Here is a 15,115-nt window from a genome sequence, read left to right as displayed (position 1 = left end):
CAAACGGCTTGAAAACAGCGCTTTCGCGCGATCAGGCCAGGTGCGCGAAGGCGCGCTGGCACCACGCCATCAGCGGGCTCCAGGCCAGGCCCAGCGCCAGCAGGCCGATCGAATTGACCCCCAGCACCACGCCGAGCACGCGGTCGTCGTTGGCCGGCAACGGCTCGCCGACCGGCTCGTCGAAATACATCACCTTGATCACGCGCAGGTAGTAGAACGCGCCGATCACCGCGCACAGCACCGACAGGATCGCCAGGCCGGTCCACCACAGGTTGTCGGTCGGCACCGCGACCACCGCGCCTAGCACCGCCAGCTTGGCCCAGAAGCCCAGGAACGGCGGCACGCCGGCCAGCGAGGCCATGATGCACAGCACCAGCAGCGCCATCCACGGGTTGCGCGCGTTCAGGCCCTTGAAGTCGTCGATGTGCTCGGCTTCGAAGCCCTTGCGCGACATCGCGATGATCGCGCCGAACGAGGCGGTGGACATCACCGCGTAGCAGATCGCGTAGAACAGCGCCGCCGCATAGCCGCGCTCGCCGCCGCCGGCCACGCCGAGCAGCAGGAAGCCGATGTGCGAGACGGTCGAATACGCCAGCATGCGCTTGAGGTTGCTCTGCGCCAGCGCCATCAGGTTGCCGACCAGCAGCGACAGCGCGGCCAGCCCGCCGATCACCCAGTGCCACTGCTCGGCCAGCGGGCCGACGCCCACTTCCAGCAGCCGGTAGGCCATGCCGAACGCGGCCAGCTTGGACGCCGAGCTGATGAACAGCGCGATCGGCGCCGGCGCGCCCTGGTACACGTCGGGCAGCCACATGTGGAACGGCGCCGCGCCGAGCTTGAACGCCACGCCGGCGATCATGAAGATGGTGCCGGTCAGCAACAGGGTGCGTTCCTGGCTGGACCCGATCGCCTCGTGGATGCCGGTCAGGCTCAGCGTGCCGGTGGCGCCGTAGATCAGCGACATGCCGTACAGCAGCAGGCCCGAAGCCAGCGAGCCGAGCACGATGTACTTCATCGCCGCCTCGGTGGCCATGCCGTTGTCGCGGTTCGACGCGACCAGCGCGTACGAGCACAGCGCCAGCAGTTCCAGGCCCAGGTAGACCATCAGCAGGCTGCCGGCCGAGACCAGGATCATCATGCCGACCGTGGCGAACAGCACCAGCACCGGAATCTCGCCCTGGTACAGCTTGCGCTCGCGCAGGTAGCTCCAGCCGTAGATCAGGGTCAGCGCGCTGAGCCCGACGATCACCGTCTTCATCACGTCGGCTGCGGCGTCGCGCACGAACATGCCGTTGAACACCTCGCCCTGCCCGCCCACGCCGGCGAGCAGCATCGCGAACACCGCGACCAAAATCGCGACCGAGACGATGTGGGTCCAGACCTTGTTGCGCTCGCTGATGAACAGATCGAGCATCAGCAGGGCGAAGGCGCCGGCGGTCAGCACCAGCTCGGGGAGCAGGGGCGGCAGGTCGACGGCGGTCAGGGGCAGTAGCGCAGGGGTGGTCATCATCAAATCTCTGGAATCATTTCGCTCGACGGCCCGATTACAGCTTGCTGGTGGCGATCTGCGCCGCCAGCTTTGCGATCGAGGGTTCCATCAGGTCGGTCAGCGGCTTCGGATACAGGCCCAGGGCCAGCACGCCCACCGCGAACACGCCCAGCACCAGCGCCTCGCGGCCGTTGATGTCCTTCAGCTCGGCCACGTGCGCGTTGGCCACTTCGCCGAAGAACACGCGGCGGTACAGCCACAGGGTATAGGCGGCGGTGATCACCAGGGTGGTCGCCGCGGCGAAGGCGAGCAGCGGGTGCGCCTGGAAGCTGGCCATGATCACCATGAACTCGCCGACGAAGCCGCTGGTCCCCGGCAGGCCGGCGTTGGCCATGAAGAACAGCATCGCGAACGCGGCGAACCACGGCATCACGTTGGCCACGCCGCCGTAGTCGGCGATGCGGCGGGTGTGCATGCGGTCGTAGAGCACGCCGACGCAGGAGAACATCGCGCCGGACACGAAGCCGTGCGAGATCATCTGCACCATTGCGCCCTGCAGGCCCAGACGCGCCGCGTCGGTGCTGCCGAAGCCGACCAGGGCGAAGGCGACGAAGGTGCCGAGGGTGACGAAGCCCATGTGCGCGATCGACGAATAGGCGATCAGCTTCTTCATGTCCTCCTGCACCAGCGCGACCAGGCCGACGTAGATCACCGCGATCAGCGACAGCGCGATCACCAGCCAGGCCCACTCGTTGCTGGCGTCGGGCAGGATCGGCAGGTTGAAGCGCAGGAAGCCGTAGCCACCGATCTTCAGCGCGATCGCGGCCAGGATCACCGAACCGGCGGTCGGCGCCTCGACGTGCGCGTCCGGCAGCCAGGTATGCACCGGGAACATCGGCACCTTGACCGCGAACGCGATCAGGAACGCGAAGAACAGCCAGGTCTGCTCCTTGGCGGTCAGCGACAGCTGGTACAGGTCGGCGAGCTGGAAGCTGCCGCCCTTCAGGTACAGGTAGATCAACCCGACCAGCATCAGCACCGAGCCGAGGAAGGTGTACAGGAAGAACTTGACCGCGGCGTAGATGCGGCGTGGGCCGCCCCAGATGCCGATGATCAGGAACATCGGGATCAGCATCGCCTCGAAGAACACGTAGAACAGCATCGCGTCGGTGGCGGCGAAGATGCCGACGGTGACGCCTTCCAGGATCAGGAACGCGGCCACGTACTGGTTGACCCGCTTCTCGATCGAGGTCCAGGCGCCGATCAGCGCCAGCACCGTGACCAGCGTGGTCAGCACGATCAGCGCGACCGCGATGCCGTCGGCACCGAGGTTGTAGCCGATGTCGTACGCCGGGATCCACGCATGGGTCTCGACGAACTGCAGCGCATCGCTGGCGTAGTCGAAGCCGGTGAGCAGCGGCAGGCTCAACGCGAAGGTCAGCAACGCGACCAGCAGCGACGCCCAGCGTGCCGCCTTGGCGTCGCGCAACGCGAGGATCAGCGCGCCGCCGAGGATCGGCAGCCAGATCAGGATAGTAAGTAGGGGCCAGTTCGACACGTGTTCTTATTCCGTACAGGTCAACGCCAGAAATGCATCAGCACGCCCAACAGGGCAATGAGACCGATGATCATCGCGAAGGCGTAGTGATAGAGGAAACCGGATTGCGTGCGACGCAGCAGGTTGGCCGCCAGGTCGATCACGCGCGCGGTGCCGTTGACCATGACGCCGTCCACGACATGCGTATCCACCGCACGCGACACCTTGCCCAGGCCGAGACCGCCGCCGGCGAAGCCGTTGATCCAGAGCTTGTCGAAACCGTACTTGTTCTCCAGCACCCACACCGGCAGCGAGAAAGTCTTGCGCGCCTTGGCCGCCAGTTCGGGCTTCCACAGGTACAGAATCCAGGCCAGGGCGAAACCGGCCACGGTCAGGAAGAACGGCGGCTGGGTCAGGCCGTGCAGCGCGAACGCGACCGGACCGTGGAACTCCTCGGCCAGCGCGCCGACGCTGTCGCGCGCCGGGTTGTAGAAGTCGACGATGCCGCTGAAGAAGCCCAGCGCCTGGCCCTTGATCGCCACCGCGGCGTGATGCCCGGCCCAGTCGGTGCCGAACAGCATCGGGCCGATGGTGAAGAAGCCGATCGCGATCGACGGGATCGCCAGCAGCACCAGCGGCACCGTCACCACCCACGGCGACTCGTGCGGTTCGTGCGCGCCGTGGCCATGACCGTGGTCGTCGTGCGCATGGTCGTCATGGGCATGCGCGTCGTGCGCATGGGCCTGCACCTCGGCGTCGGTGTGCGCGCTGTCGTGGTGCGCGTGCACCGCGTGCGCATCCGCGTCGCGGAAGCGTTCCTTGCCGTGGAAGGTCAGGAACAGCAGGCGGAAGCTGTAGAAGCTGGTGACCAGCACGCCGCCGAGCACCGCCCAGTAGCCGTAGGTCGCGATCCAGTTGTGCGATTCGTGCGCATGGTGCGCGGCCGCCTCGATGATCGTGTCCTTGGAATAGAAGCCGGCGAAGAACGGGGTGCCGACCAGGGCCAGGGTACCGATCACGCTGGTCCAGTAGGTGACCGGCATGTACTTGCGCAGGCCGCCCATCTTGCGCATGTCCTGCTCATGGTGCATGCCGATGATCACCGAGCCGGCGGCCAGGAACAGCAGTGCCTTGAAGAAGGCGTGGGTCATCAGATGGAACACCGCCGCCGAGTACGCCGACACGCCCAGCGCCACGGTCATGTAGCCCAGCTGCGACAGCGTCGAGTAGGCGACCACGCGCTTGATGTCGTTCTGCACGATGCCGATCAGGCCGGTGAAGAACGCGGTGGTGGCGCCGATGAACAGCACGAAGTTCAGCGCGGTCTCGGACAGTTCGAACAGCGGCGACATGCGCGCCACCATGAAGATGCCGGCGGTGACCATGGTCGCGGCATGGATCAGCGCCGAGATCGGGGTCGGGCCTTCCATCGAGTCGGGCAGCCACACGTGCAGCGGCACCTGCGCCGACTTGCCCATGGCGCCGATGAACAGGCAGATGCAGATGATCGTCGCCACGTTCCACGGGTGGCCCTGGAACAGCTGCACCTGGGCCAGGCCGCCGGCGGCTTCGCTGCCGAGCACCGCGGTGGCGTTGGCGAACACGGTGGCGTAGTCGAGCGTGCCGAACCACAGCAGCACGCCGGCGATGCCGAGGATGAAGCCGAAGTCGCCAACGCGGTTGACCAGGAACGCCTTCATGTTGGCGAACACCGCGCTCGGGCGCTTGAACCAGAAGCCGATCAGCAGGTACGAAACCAGGCCCACCGCTTCCCAGCCGAAGAACAGCTGCAGGAAGTTGTTGCTCATCACCAGGCTCAGCATCGAGAAGGTGAACAGCGAGATGTAGCTGAAGAAGCGCTGGTAGCCCGGATCGTCGGCCATGTAGCCGATGGTGTAGACGTGCACCAGCAGCGACACGAAGGTCACCACCACCATCATCATCGCGGTCAGCCGGTCGACCATGAAGCCGACGTGGGCCGAATAGTGGCCGACCTCGAAGAAGGTGTAGACGTTCTGGTTGAACGGCGCGGCGCCCTGCCCGACCAGCTGGTACAGCGTCCAGCACGACAGCGCGCAGCTGACCGCCACGCCGAGGATGGTGACCAGCTGGGCGCCCTTGCGGCCGACCTGGCGGCCGAACAGGCCGGCGATGATGCTGCCGAGCAGCGGCGCGAGCACCACGGCGATCAGCAGACTCTTGGAGAGAGTGATTTCCATCTACGGGTCAGCCCTTCAGCGAATCGACTTCGGCCACGTTGATCGTGTGGCGGGTACGGAACAGCGTCACCAGGATCGCGAGGCCGATGGCGGCCTCGGCCGCGGCCACGGTCAGGATGAAGAACACGAACAGCTGACCGGCGGCGTCGCCGAGTTCGCGCGAGAACGCCACGAAGTTGATGTTGACCGACAGCAGCATCAGCTCGATCGACATCAGCAGCACGATGACGTTTTTGCGGTTGAGGAAGATGCCGGCCATGCTGATGCAGAACAGCACCGCGCCGAGCGCCAACAGGTGGCCTAGGGTGATCATGGCTGGCCCTCCTGCGGTGCCGCGGCCGGGGGGGTGTACAGCGTGGGTTTCTCGGCATCCATCTTGACGATGCGCAAGCGGTCGCCGGCCTTGACCCGCGCCTGGTCGCCGGGATTCTGGGTCTTGATGCCGGTGCGCTTGCGCAGGGTCAGCATCACCGCCGCCACCACCGCCACGGTCAGGATGATCGCGGCGAACTCGAACGGCAGCAGGAACTCGGTGAACAGGACCTTGGCCAGCCACGCGATGTTGGAGGTGTCGGCGGCCTGCGCGGCGGCGTTGTCGGCCGGGAACGGGGTGGCGGTGCGCGCCTTGACCCCGATCAGGGTGACCATCTGCACCAGCATCGCCACCGCCACGATCAGCCCGACCGGCAGGTAGCGTACCCAGCCCTGGCGCAGCCGCGCGGTATCGATGTCGAGCATCATCACCACGAACAGGAACAACACCATCACCGCGCCGACGTAGACCAGCACCAGGGTCACGCCGAGGAACTCGGCGCCCACCAGCAGCCACACGCAGGCGATGGAGAAGAAGGTCAGGATCAGGCACAGCACCGCGTACACGGAGTTGCGCACGCTGATCACCGCGCCGGCGGAGACCGCGGCGATGGTGGCGAAGATCCAGAAAGCGATATTTACCCAATCCATTTCAGGACCTCAGCGGAAGGGAGCGTCGGCGGCGCGGCGCTCGGCGATCTCGGCTTCGAGCCGGTCGCCGATCGCCAGCAGCTGCGGCTTGGTGACGATGTTCTCGCCGCGCTTCTCGAAGTGGTACTCGAGCACGTGGGTCTCCACGATCGAATCGACCGGGCAGCTCTCCTCGCAGAAACCGCAGTAGATGCACTTGAACAGGTCGATGTCGTAGCGGGTGGTGCGGCGGGTGCCGTCCTCGCGCTTGGTCGAATCGATGGTGATCGCCAGCGCCGGGCACACCGCCTCGCACAGCTTGCAGGCGATGCAGCGTTCCTCGCCGTTGGGATAGCGGCGCAGCGCATGCAGGCCGCGGAAGCGCACCGACTGCGGGAACTTCTCCATCGGGTACAGCACGGTGTACTTGGGACGGAACGTGTACTTCAGGGTCAGCCACAGGCCGCCGAGCAGCTCCAGCAGCAGCAGGCTCTTGAAGTAATGGGTGACTTTATTCATCGCTTACACGCCCTTCTGGATCACGCCGTAGAACACCATCAATGCCGTCACCGCGATCCACACGATCGTCAGCGGGATGAACACCTTCCAGCCCAGCCGCATGATCTGGTCGTAGCGGTAGCGCGGGAAGCTGGCGCGGAACCAGATGTAGGCGCTGGCGAAGAACAACACCTTCATCAGCAGCCACGGCCAGCCGCCGGTCCAGATCCAGTTGACCCACGGCGAGATGTCCGCCGTGACCCAGCCTTGGATCGGGCTCAGCCAGCCGCCCAGGAAGAAGATCGAGACCAGGAAGCTGACCAGGATCATGCTGGCGTATTCGGCCAGGAAGAACAGCGCGAACGCGCCGCCGGAATACTCGACCATGTGCCCGGCGACGATTTCCGACTCGCCCTCGACCACGTCGAACGGCGCGCGGTTGGTCTCGGCCACGCCGGACACCCAGTACACGATGAACAGCGGGAACAGCGGCACCAGGAACCAGTCGAAGAAGCCGGAGTTGCCGGCCTGCGCGGCCACGATCGTGCTCAGGTTGAGGCTGCCGGCGGCGATCATCACCCCGACCAGGGCGAAGCCCATCGCGATCTCGTAGCTGACCACCTGCGCGGCCGAGCGCATCGCGCCCAGGAACGCGTACTTGGAGTTGGACGCCCAGCCGGCCAGGATGATGCCGTACACGCCCAGCGAGGTCATCGCCAGCAGGTACAGCAGGCCGGCATTGGCGTTGGACAGCACCAGCTTGGCGTCGAACGGCACCACCGCCCAGGCCGCGAACGCCGGCGCCAGGGTGATCAGCGGCGCGATCACGAACATCGCCTTGTGCGAGCTGCTGGGCTGGATGATCTCCTTGAACAGCAGCTTGAACACATCGGCGAAGGCCTGGAAGATGCCCATGCCCACGTACATCGGCCCGTGGCGCACGTGCATCCAGCCGATCAGCTTGCGCTCCCAGACCACGTAGAACGCCACCGAGATGATCACCGGCATGGCGATCAGCAGGATCTTCAGCACGATCCACAGGATCACGCCGATCGCGCCCAGGCCGACGAACCACTGGTGCAGCGGGTCGACCACGTTCAACAGCATCTCGTTCATGCAGCCACCACCGTCACCCGACCGGCACCCAGCGGCGCGGTCGCGCCGTGGCCCGTTTCAACCCAGGCCGCGCCCGGCGCGACCCGCTTGTCCGTCACCAGCGGCAGCGTCGCGCTGCCCGCCGCGGTACCGACCTTGACCACCTGCCCTGCGGCCAGGCCGAGCCGGGCGGCGTCGTCCGGGTGCAGCGCCAGGCTCGGCGCCTGGTTCAGCGGATGCTGCTGCAGCGCTTGGGCGCGCCGCACCACCGCATCGGTGCGGTAGATCGCCGGGCTCGCCGCCAGTTCCAGACCGTCGTCCTGCCGCGCCGGCTGCGCCGACGCCGCCGCGGCGACCTCGACCGGCTGCAGCCCGGCGCGCAGCCCGGCCAGGTCGATGAATTCGAAACCGCCCAGGCCCAGTTCGCCGCCGAGCGCGCGCAGCACGCGCCAGCCCTCACGGGCCTCGCCCGGCAGCTTGCCGCCGGCACGGGTGCGCTGCTCGCTGCCGCTGAGGTTGGTCAGCGTCGCCTCGATCTCCGGCAATGCGCCGATCGGCAGGATTACGTCGGCCACGTCGCGGGTGGAGGCGCAGGCGAAATGGCTGAACGCCACCACCTTGGCCCCGGCCAGCGCGGTGCGCGCCGCGGCGGCGTCGGCGAAGTCCAGGCCCGGCTCGACGCCGTACAGCAGATACGCGCTGCGCGGCTCGGCCAGCATCGCCGCGGCGTTGCGCGCACGCGGCAGCACGCCGTAGCGCACCAGGCCCAGCGCGTTGGCGCCTTGCGGGATGCGGCACAGCGCCGCGCCGGTGGCCGCGGCGAAGTCGCGCGCGGCGGCACGCAGTTCGGCCGCCTGCGGATGGTTCTCGGCCAGCGCACCGACGATCAGCACCGTGCGCCCCGTCGCACCCTGCACCGCCTCGCGCAGCGCGCCATCGGCCAGGGCCTCGGCGAACCTGGACGGCGCCACGATCTGGCGGCCGGCCTGGTTGAAGGCGAAATCGAAATCGACCGGGTTGATCGAATACACCTTGGTCTGGCGCTGCATCTGCGCCTTGCGGATGCGGGCGTGCAGCAGCGGCAGTTCGTGGCGCAGGTTGCTGCCCAGGATCACCACCACGTCGGCCTGTTCGATCTCCGCCAGCGGCAGGGCGAACGGTTCGGCCAGCGCGGCGTCGGAGAAGTCGCGGTTGTGCAGGCGATGGTCGATGTTGCCGCTGTCCAGGCCGTCGGCCAGACGCGCCAGCAGCGCCCCTTCCTCGTTCGAGGTGGCCGGATGCGCGAGCACGCCGAGCGCGTCGCCACGGTTGGCCTTGAGGATCTCGGCGGCGGCGGCGAGCGCCTCGGCCCACGGCACTTCGCGCCACTGCCCGTCGATCTTGCGCAGCGGGCGCAACGCGCGGTCCTCGGCGTACAGGCCCTGGTGCGAATAGCGGTCGCGGTCGGACAGCCAGCATTCGTTGACCGCGTCGTTCTCGCGCGGCACGGTGCGCAGCACTTCGCCGCGGCGCACGTGCAGGAACAGGTTGGAGCCCATCGCGTCGTGGTAGCCCACCGACTCACGCGCCACCAGCTCCCACGGACGGGCGCGAAACTGGAACACCTTGTTGGTCAGCGCGCCGACCGGGCACACGTCGACCACGTTGCCGGACAGCTCGGTGGTCAGCGGCTTGCCGTCGTAGGTGCCGATCTGCAGGTTCTCGCCGCGGTACATGCCGCCCAGTTCGTAGGTCCCGGCGATGTCGGCGGTGAAGCGCACGCAGCGGGTGCACTGGATGCAGCGGGTCATCTCGGTGGCGACCAGCGGACCGATGTCCTCGTCCGGCACCACGCGCTTGCGCTCGTTGAAGCGGCTGACCGAGCGGCCGTAGCCCAGCGATACGTCCTGCAGTTCGCACTCGCCACCCTGATCGCAGATCGGGCAATCCAGCGGGTGGTTGATCAGCAGGAATTCCATCACGCTGCGCTGGTACTTCAGCGCCTTCTCGCTGCGCGTGGCGACCTTCATGCCGTCCATCACCGGCGTGGCGCACGCGGGCGACGGCTTCGGCGACTTCTCCACGTCGACCAGGCACATGCGGCAGTTGGCCGCGATCGGCAGCTTCTCGTGGTAGCAGAAGCGCGGGATCGGGATCCCGGCCTTGTCGGCGGCCTGGATGATCATCGAGCCCTTGGGCACCACCAGGGACTGGCCGTCGATCTCGACGGTCACGTGTCCCTCCGGCACCACGGCCGGGGTCGCGCCAGGATTGTTGGGTTGCGCGCTCATGCGGCGGCTGCCTCCAGCTTCTTGCCGTCAACCATCGAATGACCGTTGACGATGTAGTACTCGAATTCGTCCCAGAACTGGCGCAGGAAGCCCTGGATGGGCCATGCCGCCGCTTCGCCGAACGCGCAGATGGTGTGGCCTTCGATCTGGCCGGCCACCGTCCTCAGCTGGTGCAGGTCTTCCATCGTGGCCTTGCCGGCGACGATGCGCTCCAGCACGCGGTGCATCCAGCCGGTGCCCTCGCGGCACGGGGTGCACTGGCCGCAGGATTCCTTGTGGAAGAACTGCGAGATGCGGCAGGCGAACTTGACGCAGCACACGCTGTCGTCGAGCACCACGATGGCGCCCGAGCCCAGGCCGGTGCCCAGCGCGCGCAGGGTGTCGTAGTCCATCTGCAGGCCCTTGAGCTGCTCGGCCTTGAGCACCGGCATCGACACGCCGCCGGGCACTGCGCCCTTGAGCGTGCGGCCCGGCTTCAGGCCGCCGGCCATCTCCAGCAGTTCGTCGAAGGTGGTGCCCAGCGGCACCTCGAAGTTGCCGCCCTTCTGCACGCAGCCGGACACCGAGAAGATCTTCGGTCCGCCGTTCTTGGTCTTGCTCAGGCCCAGGAACCATTCCGGGCCGTTGCGGATGATCGCCGGCACCGAGGCGTAGGTCTCGGTGTTGTTGATCGTCGACGGCTTGCCGTACAGGCCGAAGTTGGCCGGGAACGGCGGCTTGTAGCGCGGCTGGCCCTTCTTGCCTTCCAGCGACTCCATCAGCGCGGTCTCTTCGCCGCAGATGTAGGCGCCGGCGCCGAGCGCGCCGTAGATGTCGATGTCCACGCCGCTGCCGAGCACGTTCTTGCCCAGCCAGCCGTTGGCGTAGGCATCGGCCAGGGCCTGCTCGAAATGTTCGAACGGCTCGTGGTGGAACTCGCCGCGCAGGTAGTTGTAGGCCACCGTGCTGCCGGTGGCGTAGCAGGCGATGGCCATGCCCTCGACCACCGAATGCGGGTTGTAGCGCAGGATGTCGCGGTCCTTGCAGGTGCCGGGCTCGGACTCGTCCGAGTTGCACAGGATGTACTTCTGCGGCGCGCCCTTGGGCATGAACGACCACTTCAGGCCGGTCGGGAAGCCTGCGCCGCCGCGGCCGCGCAGGTTCGACTGCTTGACCATCTCGATCACCTGCTCCGGCGCGATCTTCTCTTCGAGGATCTTGCGCAGGGCGGCGTAGCCACCGGTCTTCAGGTAGCTCTCGTACGACCACGGAATGTCGTAGTGCAGCGTGGTGTACACCACCTGGTGCGGCAGCGGCGCGGGGCCGACCGGACCGGTGGGAGCGTGGGGATGCTGTGCCATTGCCGTTACTCCAACCCGTCCAGCAGCGCGTCGACCTTGTCCTTGGTCAAGTGCTCGTGATAGTGGCCGTTGATCACCATCATCGGCGCGCCGGCGCAACCGGCCAGGCATTCTTCTTCGCGCTTGAGGTAGACGCGACCGTCGGCGGTGGACTGGCCCAGCTTGCAGCCGAGCTTCTTCTCCGCATGCGCGACCAGGTCCTCGGCGCCGTTGAGCCAGCAGCTGATGTTGGTGCAGAAGGCGACGTTGTTGCGGCCGACCTTCTCGGTCTCGAACATCGAGTAGAAGCTGGCGACCTCGTAGGCCCACACCGGCGGCAGCTCCAGGTACTTGGCCACGCCGGCGATCAGCTCGTCGGTCAGCCAGCCCTGGTTCTGCTCCTGCGCGGCGTGCAGGCCCTGCAGCACGGCCGAGCGCTTGCGGTCCGGCGGGAACTTGGCCAGCCAGTGATCGATGTGCGCGCGCGTCTTGTCGCTCAGCACCACCATCGGATCGACGTCGCGCGCCGCTTCGAAATTACCTGTCGCTTTCATGCGTGGAACTCCGGGACTCGGGACTGGGGACCGGGGACTCGCAAGAGCCCGCGTCCGGCAGTGTCCGAACCATGAGAAAGAACAACCGCGTTTACAGAAAAGACCAGCGCAGACCCGGCTTCGCCGAGTCCCGAGTCCCGAGTCCCGAGTCCCGGCTTCATCGATCCACCTCGCCGAACACCAGGTCGTAGGTGCCGATCATCGCCACCACGTCGGCCAGCATGTGCCCGCGCACGATCGCGTCCATCGACGACAGATGGGCGAAGCCCGGCGCACGCAGGTGCACGCGGAACGGTTTGTTGGCGCCGTCGGAAGACAAGTAGCAACCGAACTCGCCCTTCGGCGCTTCGACCGCGCAGTAGGTCTCGCCGGCCGGCACGCAATAGCCTTCGCTGAACAGCTTGAAGTGATGGATCAACGCTTCCATGTCGTCCTTCATGTCGGCGCGCTTGGGCGGCGCCACCTTGAAGTTCTCGACCATCACCGGCCCGGGGTTGGCCCTCAGCCACTTCACGCACTGCTGGATGATGCGGTTGGATTCGCGCATCTCGGCCACGCGCACCAGGTAGCGGTCGTAGCAGTCGCCGTTGGTGCCGACCGGGATGTCGAAATCCACCGCGTCGTACTTGGCGTACGGCTGCTTCTTGCGCAGGTCCCATTCGATGCCCGAGCCGCGCAGCATCGCGCCGGTCATGCCCCAGCCATAGGCCTGCTCCGGGGTGACCACGCCGATGCCGACGGTGCGCTGCTTCCAGATGCGGTTGTCGGTGAGCAGGGTTTCGTACTCGTCGACCCGACCCGGAAACGTGCTGGTGAAGTCTTCCAGGAAGTCGAGCATCGACCCTTCGCGCGCGGCATTGAGCCGCTTCAGCGCGTTGCCCTTGTGCCAGCGCGATTCCTTGTACTTGGGCATGCGGTCCGGCAGGTCGCGGTAGACGCCGCCGGGCCGGTAGTAGGTCGCGTGCATGCGCGCGCCGGAGACCGCTTCGTAGCAGTCCATCAGCTCTTCGCGCTCGCGGAACGCGTACAGCATCACCGCCATCGCGCCCAGGTCCAGGCCGTTGGAGCCGACCCACATCAGGTGGTTCAGGATGCGGGTGATCTCGTCGAACAGGGTGCGGATGTACTGCGCGCGCTCCGGCGCCTCGATCCCCATCAGGGTCTCGATCGCGCGCACGTAGGCGTGCTCGTTGCACATCATCGACACGTAGTCGAGGCGGTCCATATAGCCGATCGACTGGTTGAACGGCTTGGACTCGGCCAGCTTCTCGGTGCCACGGTGCAGCAGGCCGATATGCGGATCGGCGCGGACCACGGTCTCGCCGTCCATTTCCAGGATCAGGCGCAACACGCCATGCGCGGCCGGATGCTGCGGGCCGAAGTTCATCGTGTAGTTGCGGATCTCCTGCTTGCTCTCGGCAGGACTGCTGGCGAACCCATCGTGCGCCTGCTGGTACTCGCTCACTTGGCGGGCTCCTTCTGTGCTTCGCCTGCGGCGGTCTGGTAGCGCGCATCGTCGCGGATCACCCGCGGCACGCCGACGCGCGGCTCCACCGAGGTCACCGGTTCGTAGATCACACGCTGCTTCTCTTCGTCGTAGCGCACTTCGACGTTGCCGATCAGCGGGAAGTCCTTGCGGAACGGATGGCCGACGAAGCCGTAGTCGGTGAGGATGCGGCGCAGGTCCGGATGGCCGGCGAAGACCACGCCGAACAGGTCGAACGCCTCGCGCTCGAACCAGTTCGCGCCCGGCCAGATGTCGGTGACCGAGGCCACCACCGGCAGATCTTCGTTCGGCGCATAGCAGCGCACGCGCAGGCGCTGGTTGTGGCGGTAGGACATCAGCTGCGCCAGCACCGCATAGCGCTGCAGCGGCACCGGCAACGGCTGGATGTCGCCGGCGGTCTCGCCGCTGGGGAACTCGCCCCAACCGAAACGGCCCATGCCCTTGCCTTCGACGCCACGGCTGAAGCCTTGCGACGACACGTCGGCGGTATCCCACTCGTCGCTGCCGTAGCCCAGGTAGTCCACGCCGCACAGGTCGGACAACTGTTCGAAACCGAACTCGTCGCGCAGCGCCAGGCAGGTGGCGTGCCAGGCGTCGGCCGGCACTTCCAGGGTGACTTCGCCACGCGGGAGGACCACGAACACCTGGCTGCCGGGAAAACGGGCGCCGAGTCGGTCGCTAAAGGAAGATGCTTGCTCTGCCATGGGGGCTTGGCGTGCTCTTAAGAAGTAAGAGGAATCAGCGCGCGATGGTCTGGGTTCGCCAGATCTTCTTCTGCAGCTGCAAGATGCCGTAGACCAGCGCTTCGGCGGTCGGCGGGCAGCCCGGGACGTAGATGTCCACCGGCACGATGCGGTCGCAACCGCGCACCACCGAGTACGAATAGTGGTAGTAGCCGCCGCCGTTGGCGCAGCTGCCCATCGAGATCACCCACTTCGGGTCGGGCATCTGGTCGTAGACCTTGCGCAGCGCCGGGGCCATCTTGTTGACCAGGGTGCCGGCGACGATCATCACGTCGGACTGGCGCGGCGACGGACGGAACACCACGCCGTAGCGGTCCAGGTCCAGGCGCGCGGCGCCGGCGTGCATCATCTCGACCGCGCAGCAGGCCAGGCCGAAGGTCATCGGCCACATCGAGCCGGTGCGTGCCCAGTTCAGCAGCGCATCGACGCTGGTGGTCACGTAGCCCTTCTCGAGCAACGGGTTCTCGCCTTCGGGACGCAGGATGTCGTCGACCCGCCCTTCCGGGATCGGGTTGGTCATCAGGCGATCCAGGGTCTGAATCACTCCCATTCCAGCGCTCCCTTCTTCCACACGTAGATAAAACCGAGGAACAGCATGCCGACGAACAGGCCCATGGTGACCAGGGAGCGAGCGCCCAGGTCCATGAACACCTGCGTCCACGGCACGATGAAGATGATTTCCAGATCGAAGACGATGAACTGGATCGCGATCAGGTAGTAGCGCACGTCGAACTTCATGCGCGCGTCTTCGAACGCCTCGAAGCCGCACTCGTAGGGCGAGAGCTTCTTCAGGTCCGGGCGCCGGGGAGCGAGGAACCGTCCCACCAGCATCAGCGCGACGCCGATTCCGGTGGCCACGATCAGAAACAGCAGGGTCGGCAAATATTCGGCCAGCACTCGCAATTCTCTCTTGCCTGTGCCCGCGCGCGTGCCGCGCAGGCA

Annotated in this window: 14 protein-coding genes; all 14 read right to left on the bottom strand. The window is 66.6% G+C overall.

All coding sequences use genetic code 11. The features are described from left to right. Nucleotides 1-31: 31 nt before the first annotated feature. Nucleotides 32-1,507 carry an NADH-quinone oxidoreductase subunit NuoN gene (gene nuoN / locus NUG20_RS08270; protein ID WP_263398420.1) on the bottom strand — a complete coding sequence of 492 codons (1,476 nt, stop codon included), beginning with the start codon at nucleotides 1,505-1,507 and terminating at the stop codon, nucleotides 32-34. A 37-nt stretch (nucleotides 1,508-1,544) separates the two neighbouring features. Then, nucleotides 1,545-3,047, bottom strand: a complete 1,503-nt coding sequence (locus tag NUG20_RS08265; protein ID WP_263397877.1) for an NADH-quinone oxidoreductase subunit M — start codon at nucleotides 3,045-3,047, stop codon at nucleotides 1,545-1,547. Nucleotides 3,048-3,067: 20 nt separating this feature from the next. Further along, nucleotides 3,068-5,245: an NADH-quinone oxidoreductase subunit L gene (gene nuoL / locus NUG20_RS08260; RefSeq protein ID WP_263397876.1), complete on the bottom strand. Its 2,178-nt coding sequence runs from the start codon at nucleotides 5,243-5,245 to the stop codon at nucleotides 3,068-3,070. A 7-nt stretch (nucleotides 5,246-5,252) separates the two neighbouring features. Further along, nucleotides 5,253-5,558, bottom strand: a complete 306-nt coding sequence (gene nuoK, locus NUG20_RS08255) for an NADH-quinone oxidoreductase subunit NuoK (RefSeq protein WP_145700751.1) — start codon at nucleotides 5,556-5,558, stop codon at nucleotides 5,253-5,255. Next, nucleotides 5,555-6,208 carry an NADH-quinone oxidoreductase subunit J gene (locus NUG20_RS08250; RefSeq protein WP_263397875.1) on the bottom strand — a complete coding sequence of 218 codons (654 nt, stop codon included), beginning with the start codon at nucleotides 6,206-6,208 and terminating at the stop codon, nucleotides 5,555-5,557. Before NUG20_RS08250 ends, nuoK begins: the two co-directional genes overlap by 4 nt. Nucleotides 6,209-6,217: 9 nt before the next feature. Beyond that, the gene (gene nuoI, locus NUG20_RS08245; RefSeq protein ID WP_263397874.1) at nucleotides 6,218-6,706 is read right to left on the bottom strand and encodes an NADH-quinone oxidoreductase subunit NuoI; all 489 of its coding nucleotides are present in this window, start codon (nucleotides 6,704-6,706) and stop codon (nucleotides 6,218-6,220) included. 3 nt (nucleotides 6,707-6,709) lie between these two features. Further along, nucleotides 6,710-7,801: an NADH-quinone oxidoreductase subunit NuoH gene (nuoH, locus tag NUG20_RS08240; RefSeq protein WP_263397873.1), complete on the bottom strand. Its 1,092-nt coding sequence runs from the start codon at nucleotides 7,799-7,801 to the stop codon at nucleotides 6,710-6,712. Next, complete coding sequence (nuoG, locus tag NUG20_RS08235; RefSeq protein WP_263397872.1) at nucleotides 7,798-10,050, bottom strand: NADH-quinone oxidoreductase subunit NuoG; 2,253 nt, start codon at nucleotides 10,048-10,050, stop codon at nucleotides 7,798-7,800. The genes nuoH and nuoG overlap by 4 nt, the downstream gene beginning before the upstream one ends. After that, nucleotides 10,047-11,390, bottom strand: coding sequence for an NADH-quinone oxidoreductase subunit NuoF (gene nuoF, locus NUG20_RS08230; RefSeq protein WP_263397871.1), 1,344 nt, complete (start codon nucleotides 11,388-11,390; stop codon nucleotides 10,047-10,049). Before nuoF ends, nuoG begins: the two co-directional genes overlap by 4 nt. Nucleotides 11,391-11,395: 5 nt before the next feature. Next, complete coding sequence (nuoE, locus tag NUG20_RS08225; protein ID WP_184411164.1) at nucleotides 11,396-11,923, bottom strand: NADH-quinone oxidoreductase subunit NuoE; 528 nt, start codon at nucleotides 11,921-11,923, stop codon at nucleotides 11,396-11,398. 157 nt (nucleotides 11,924-12,080) lie between these two features. Beyond that, complete coding sequence (locus tag NUG20_RS08220; protein ID WP_263397870.1) at nucleotides 12,081-13,388, bottom strand: NADH-quinone oxidoreductase subunit D; 1,308 nt, start codon at nucleotides 13,386-13,388, stop codon at nucleotides 12,081-12,083. Continuing rightward, nucleotides 13,385-14,134, bottom strand: a complete 750-nt coding sequence (locus tag NUG20_RS08215) for an NADH-quinone oxidoreductase subunit C (RefSeq protein ID WP_263397869.1) — start codon at nucleotides 14,132-14,134, stop codon at nucleotides 13,385-13,387. The genes NUG20_RS08220 and NUG20_RS08215 overlap by 4 nt, the downstream gene beginning before the upstream one ends. A gap of 34 nt (nucleotides 14,135-14,168) precedes the next feature. Further along, nucleotides 14,169-14,723, bottom strand: coding sequence for a NuoB/complex I 20 kDa subunit family protein (locus tag NUG20_RS08210; protein WP_003467428.1), 555 nt, complete (start codon nucleotides 14,721-14,723; stop codon nucleotides 14,169-14,171). Continuing rightward, complete coding sequence (locus tag NUG20_RS08205) at nucleotides 14,714-15,070, bottom strand: NADH-quinone oxidoreductase subunit A (RefSeq protein ID WP_263397868.1); 357 nt, start codon at nucleotides 15,068-15,070, stop codon at nucleotides 14,714-14,716. Before NUG20_RS08205 ends, NUG20_RS08210 begins: the two co-directional genes overlap by 10 nt. Between the last annotated feature and the right edge of the window lie 45 nt (nucleotides 15,071-15,115).

This window comes from Xanthomonas sp. CFBP 8443 (genome assembly GCF_025666195.1).
Classification (GTDB): domain Bacteria; phylum Pseudomonadota; class Gammaproteobacteria; order Xanthomonadales; family Xanthomonadaceae; genus Xanthomonas_A.
The sequence above is the reverse complement of the archived record's forward strand: the minus strand, read 5'-3'. Positions and strand labels throughout refer to the sequence as shown.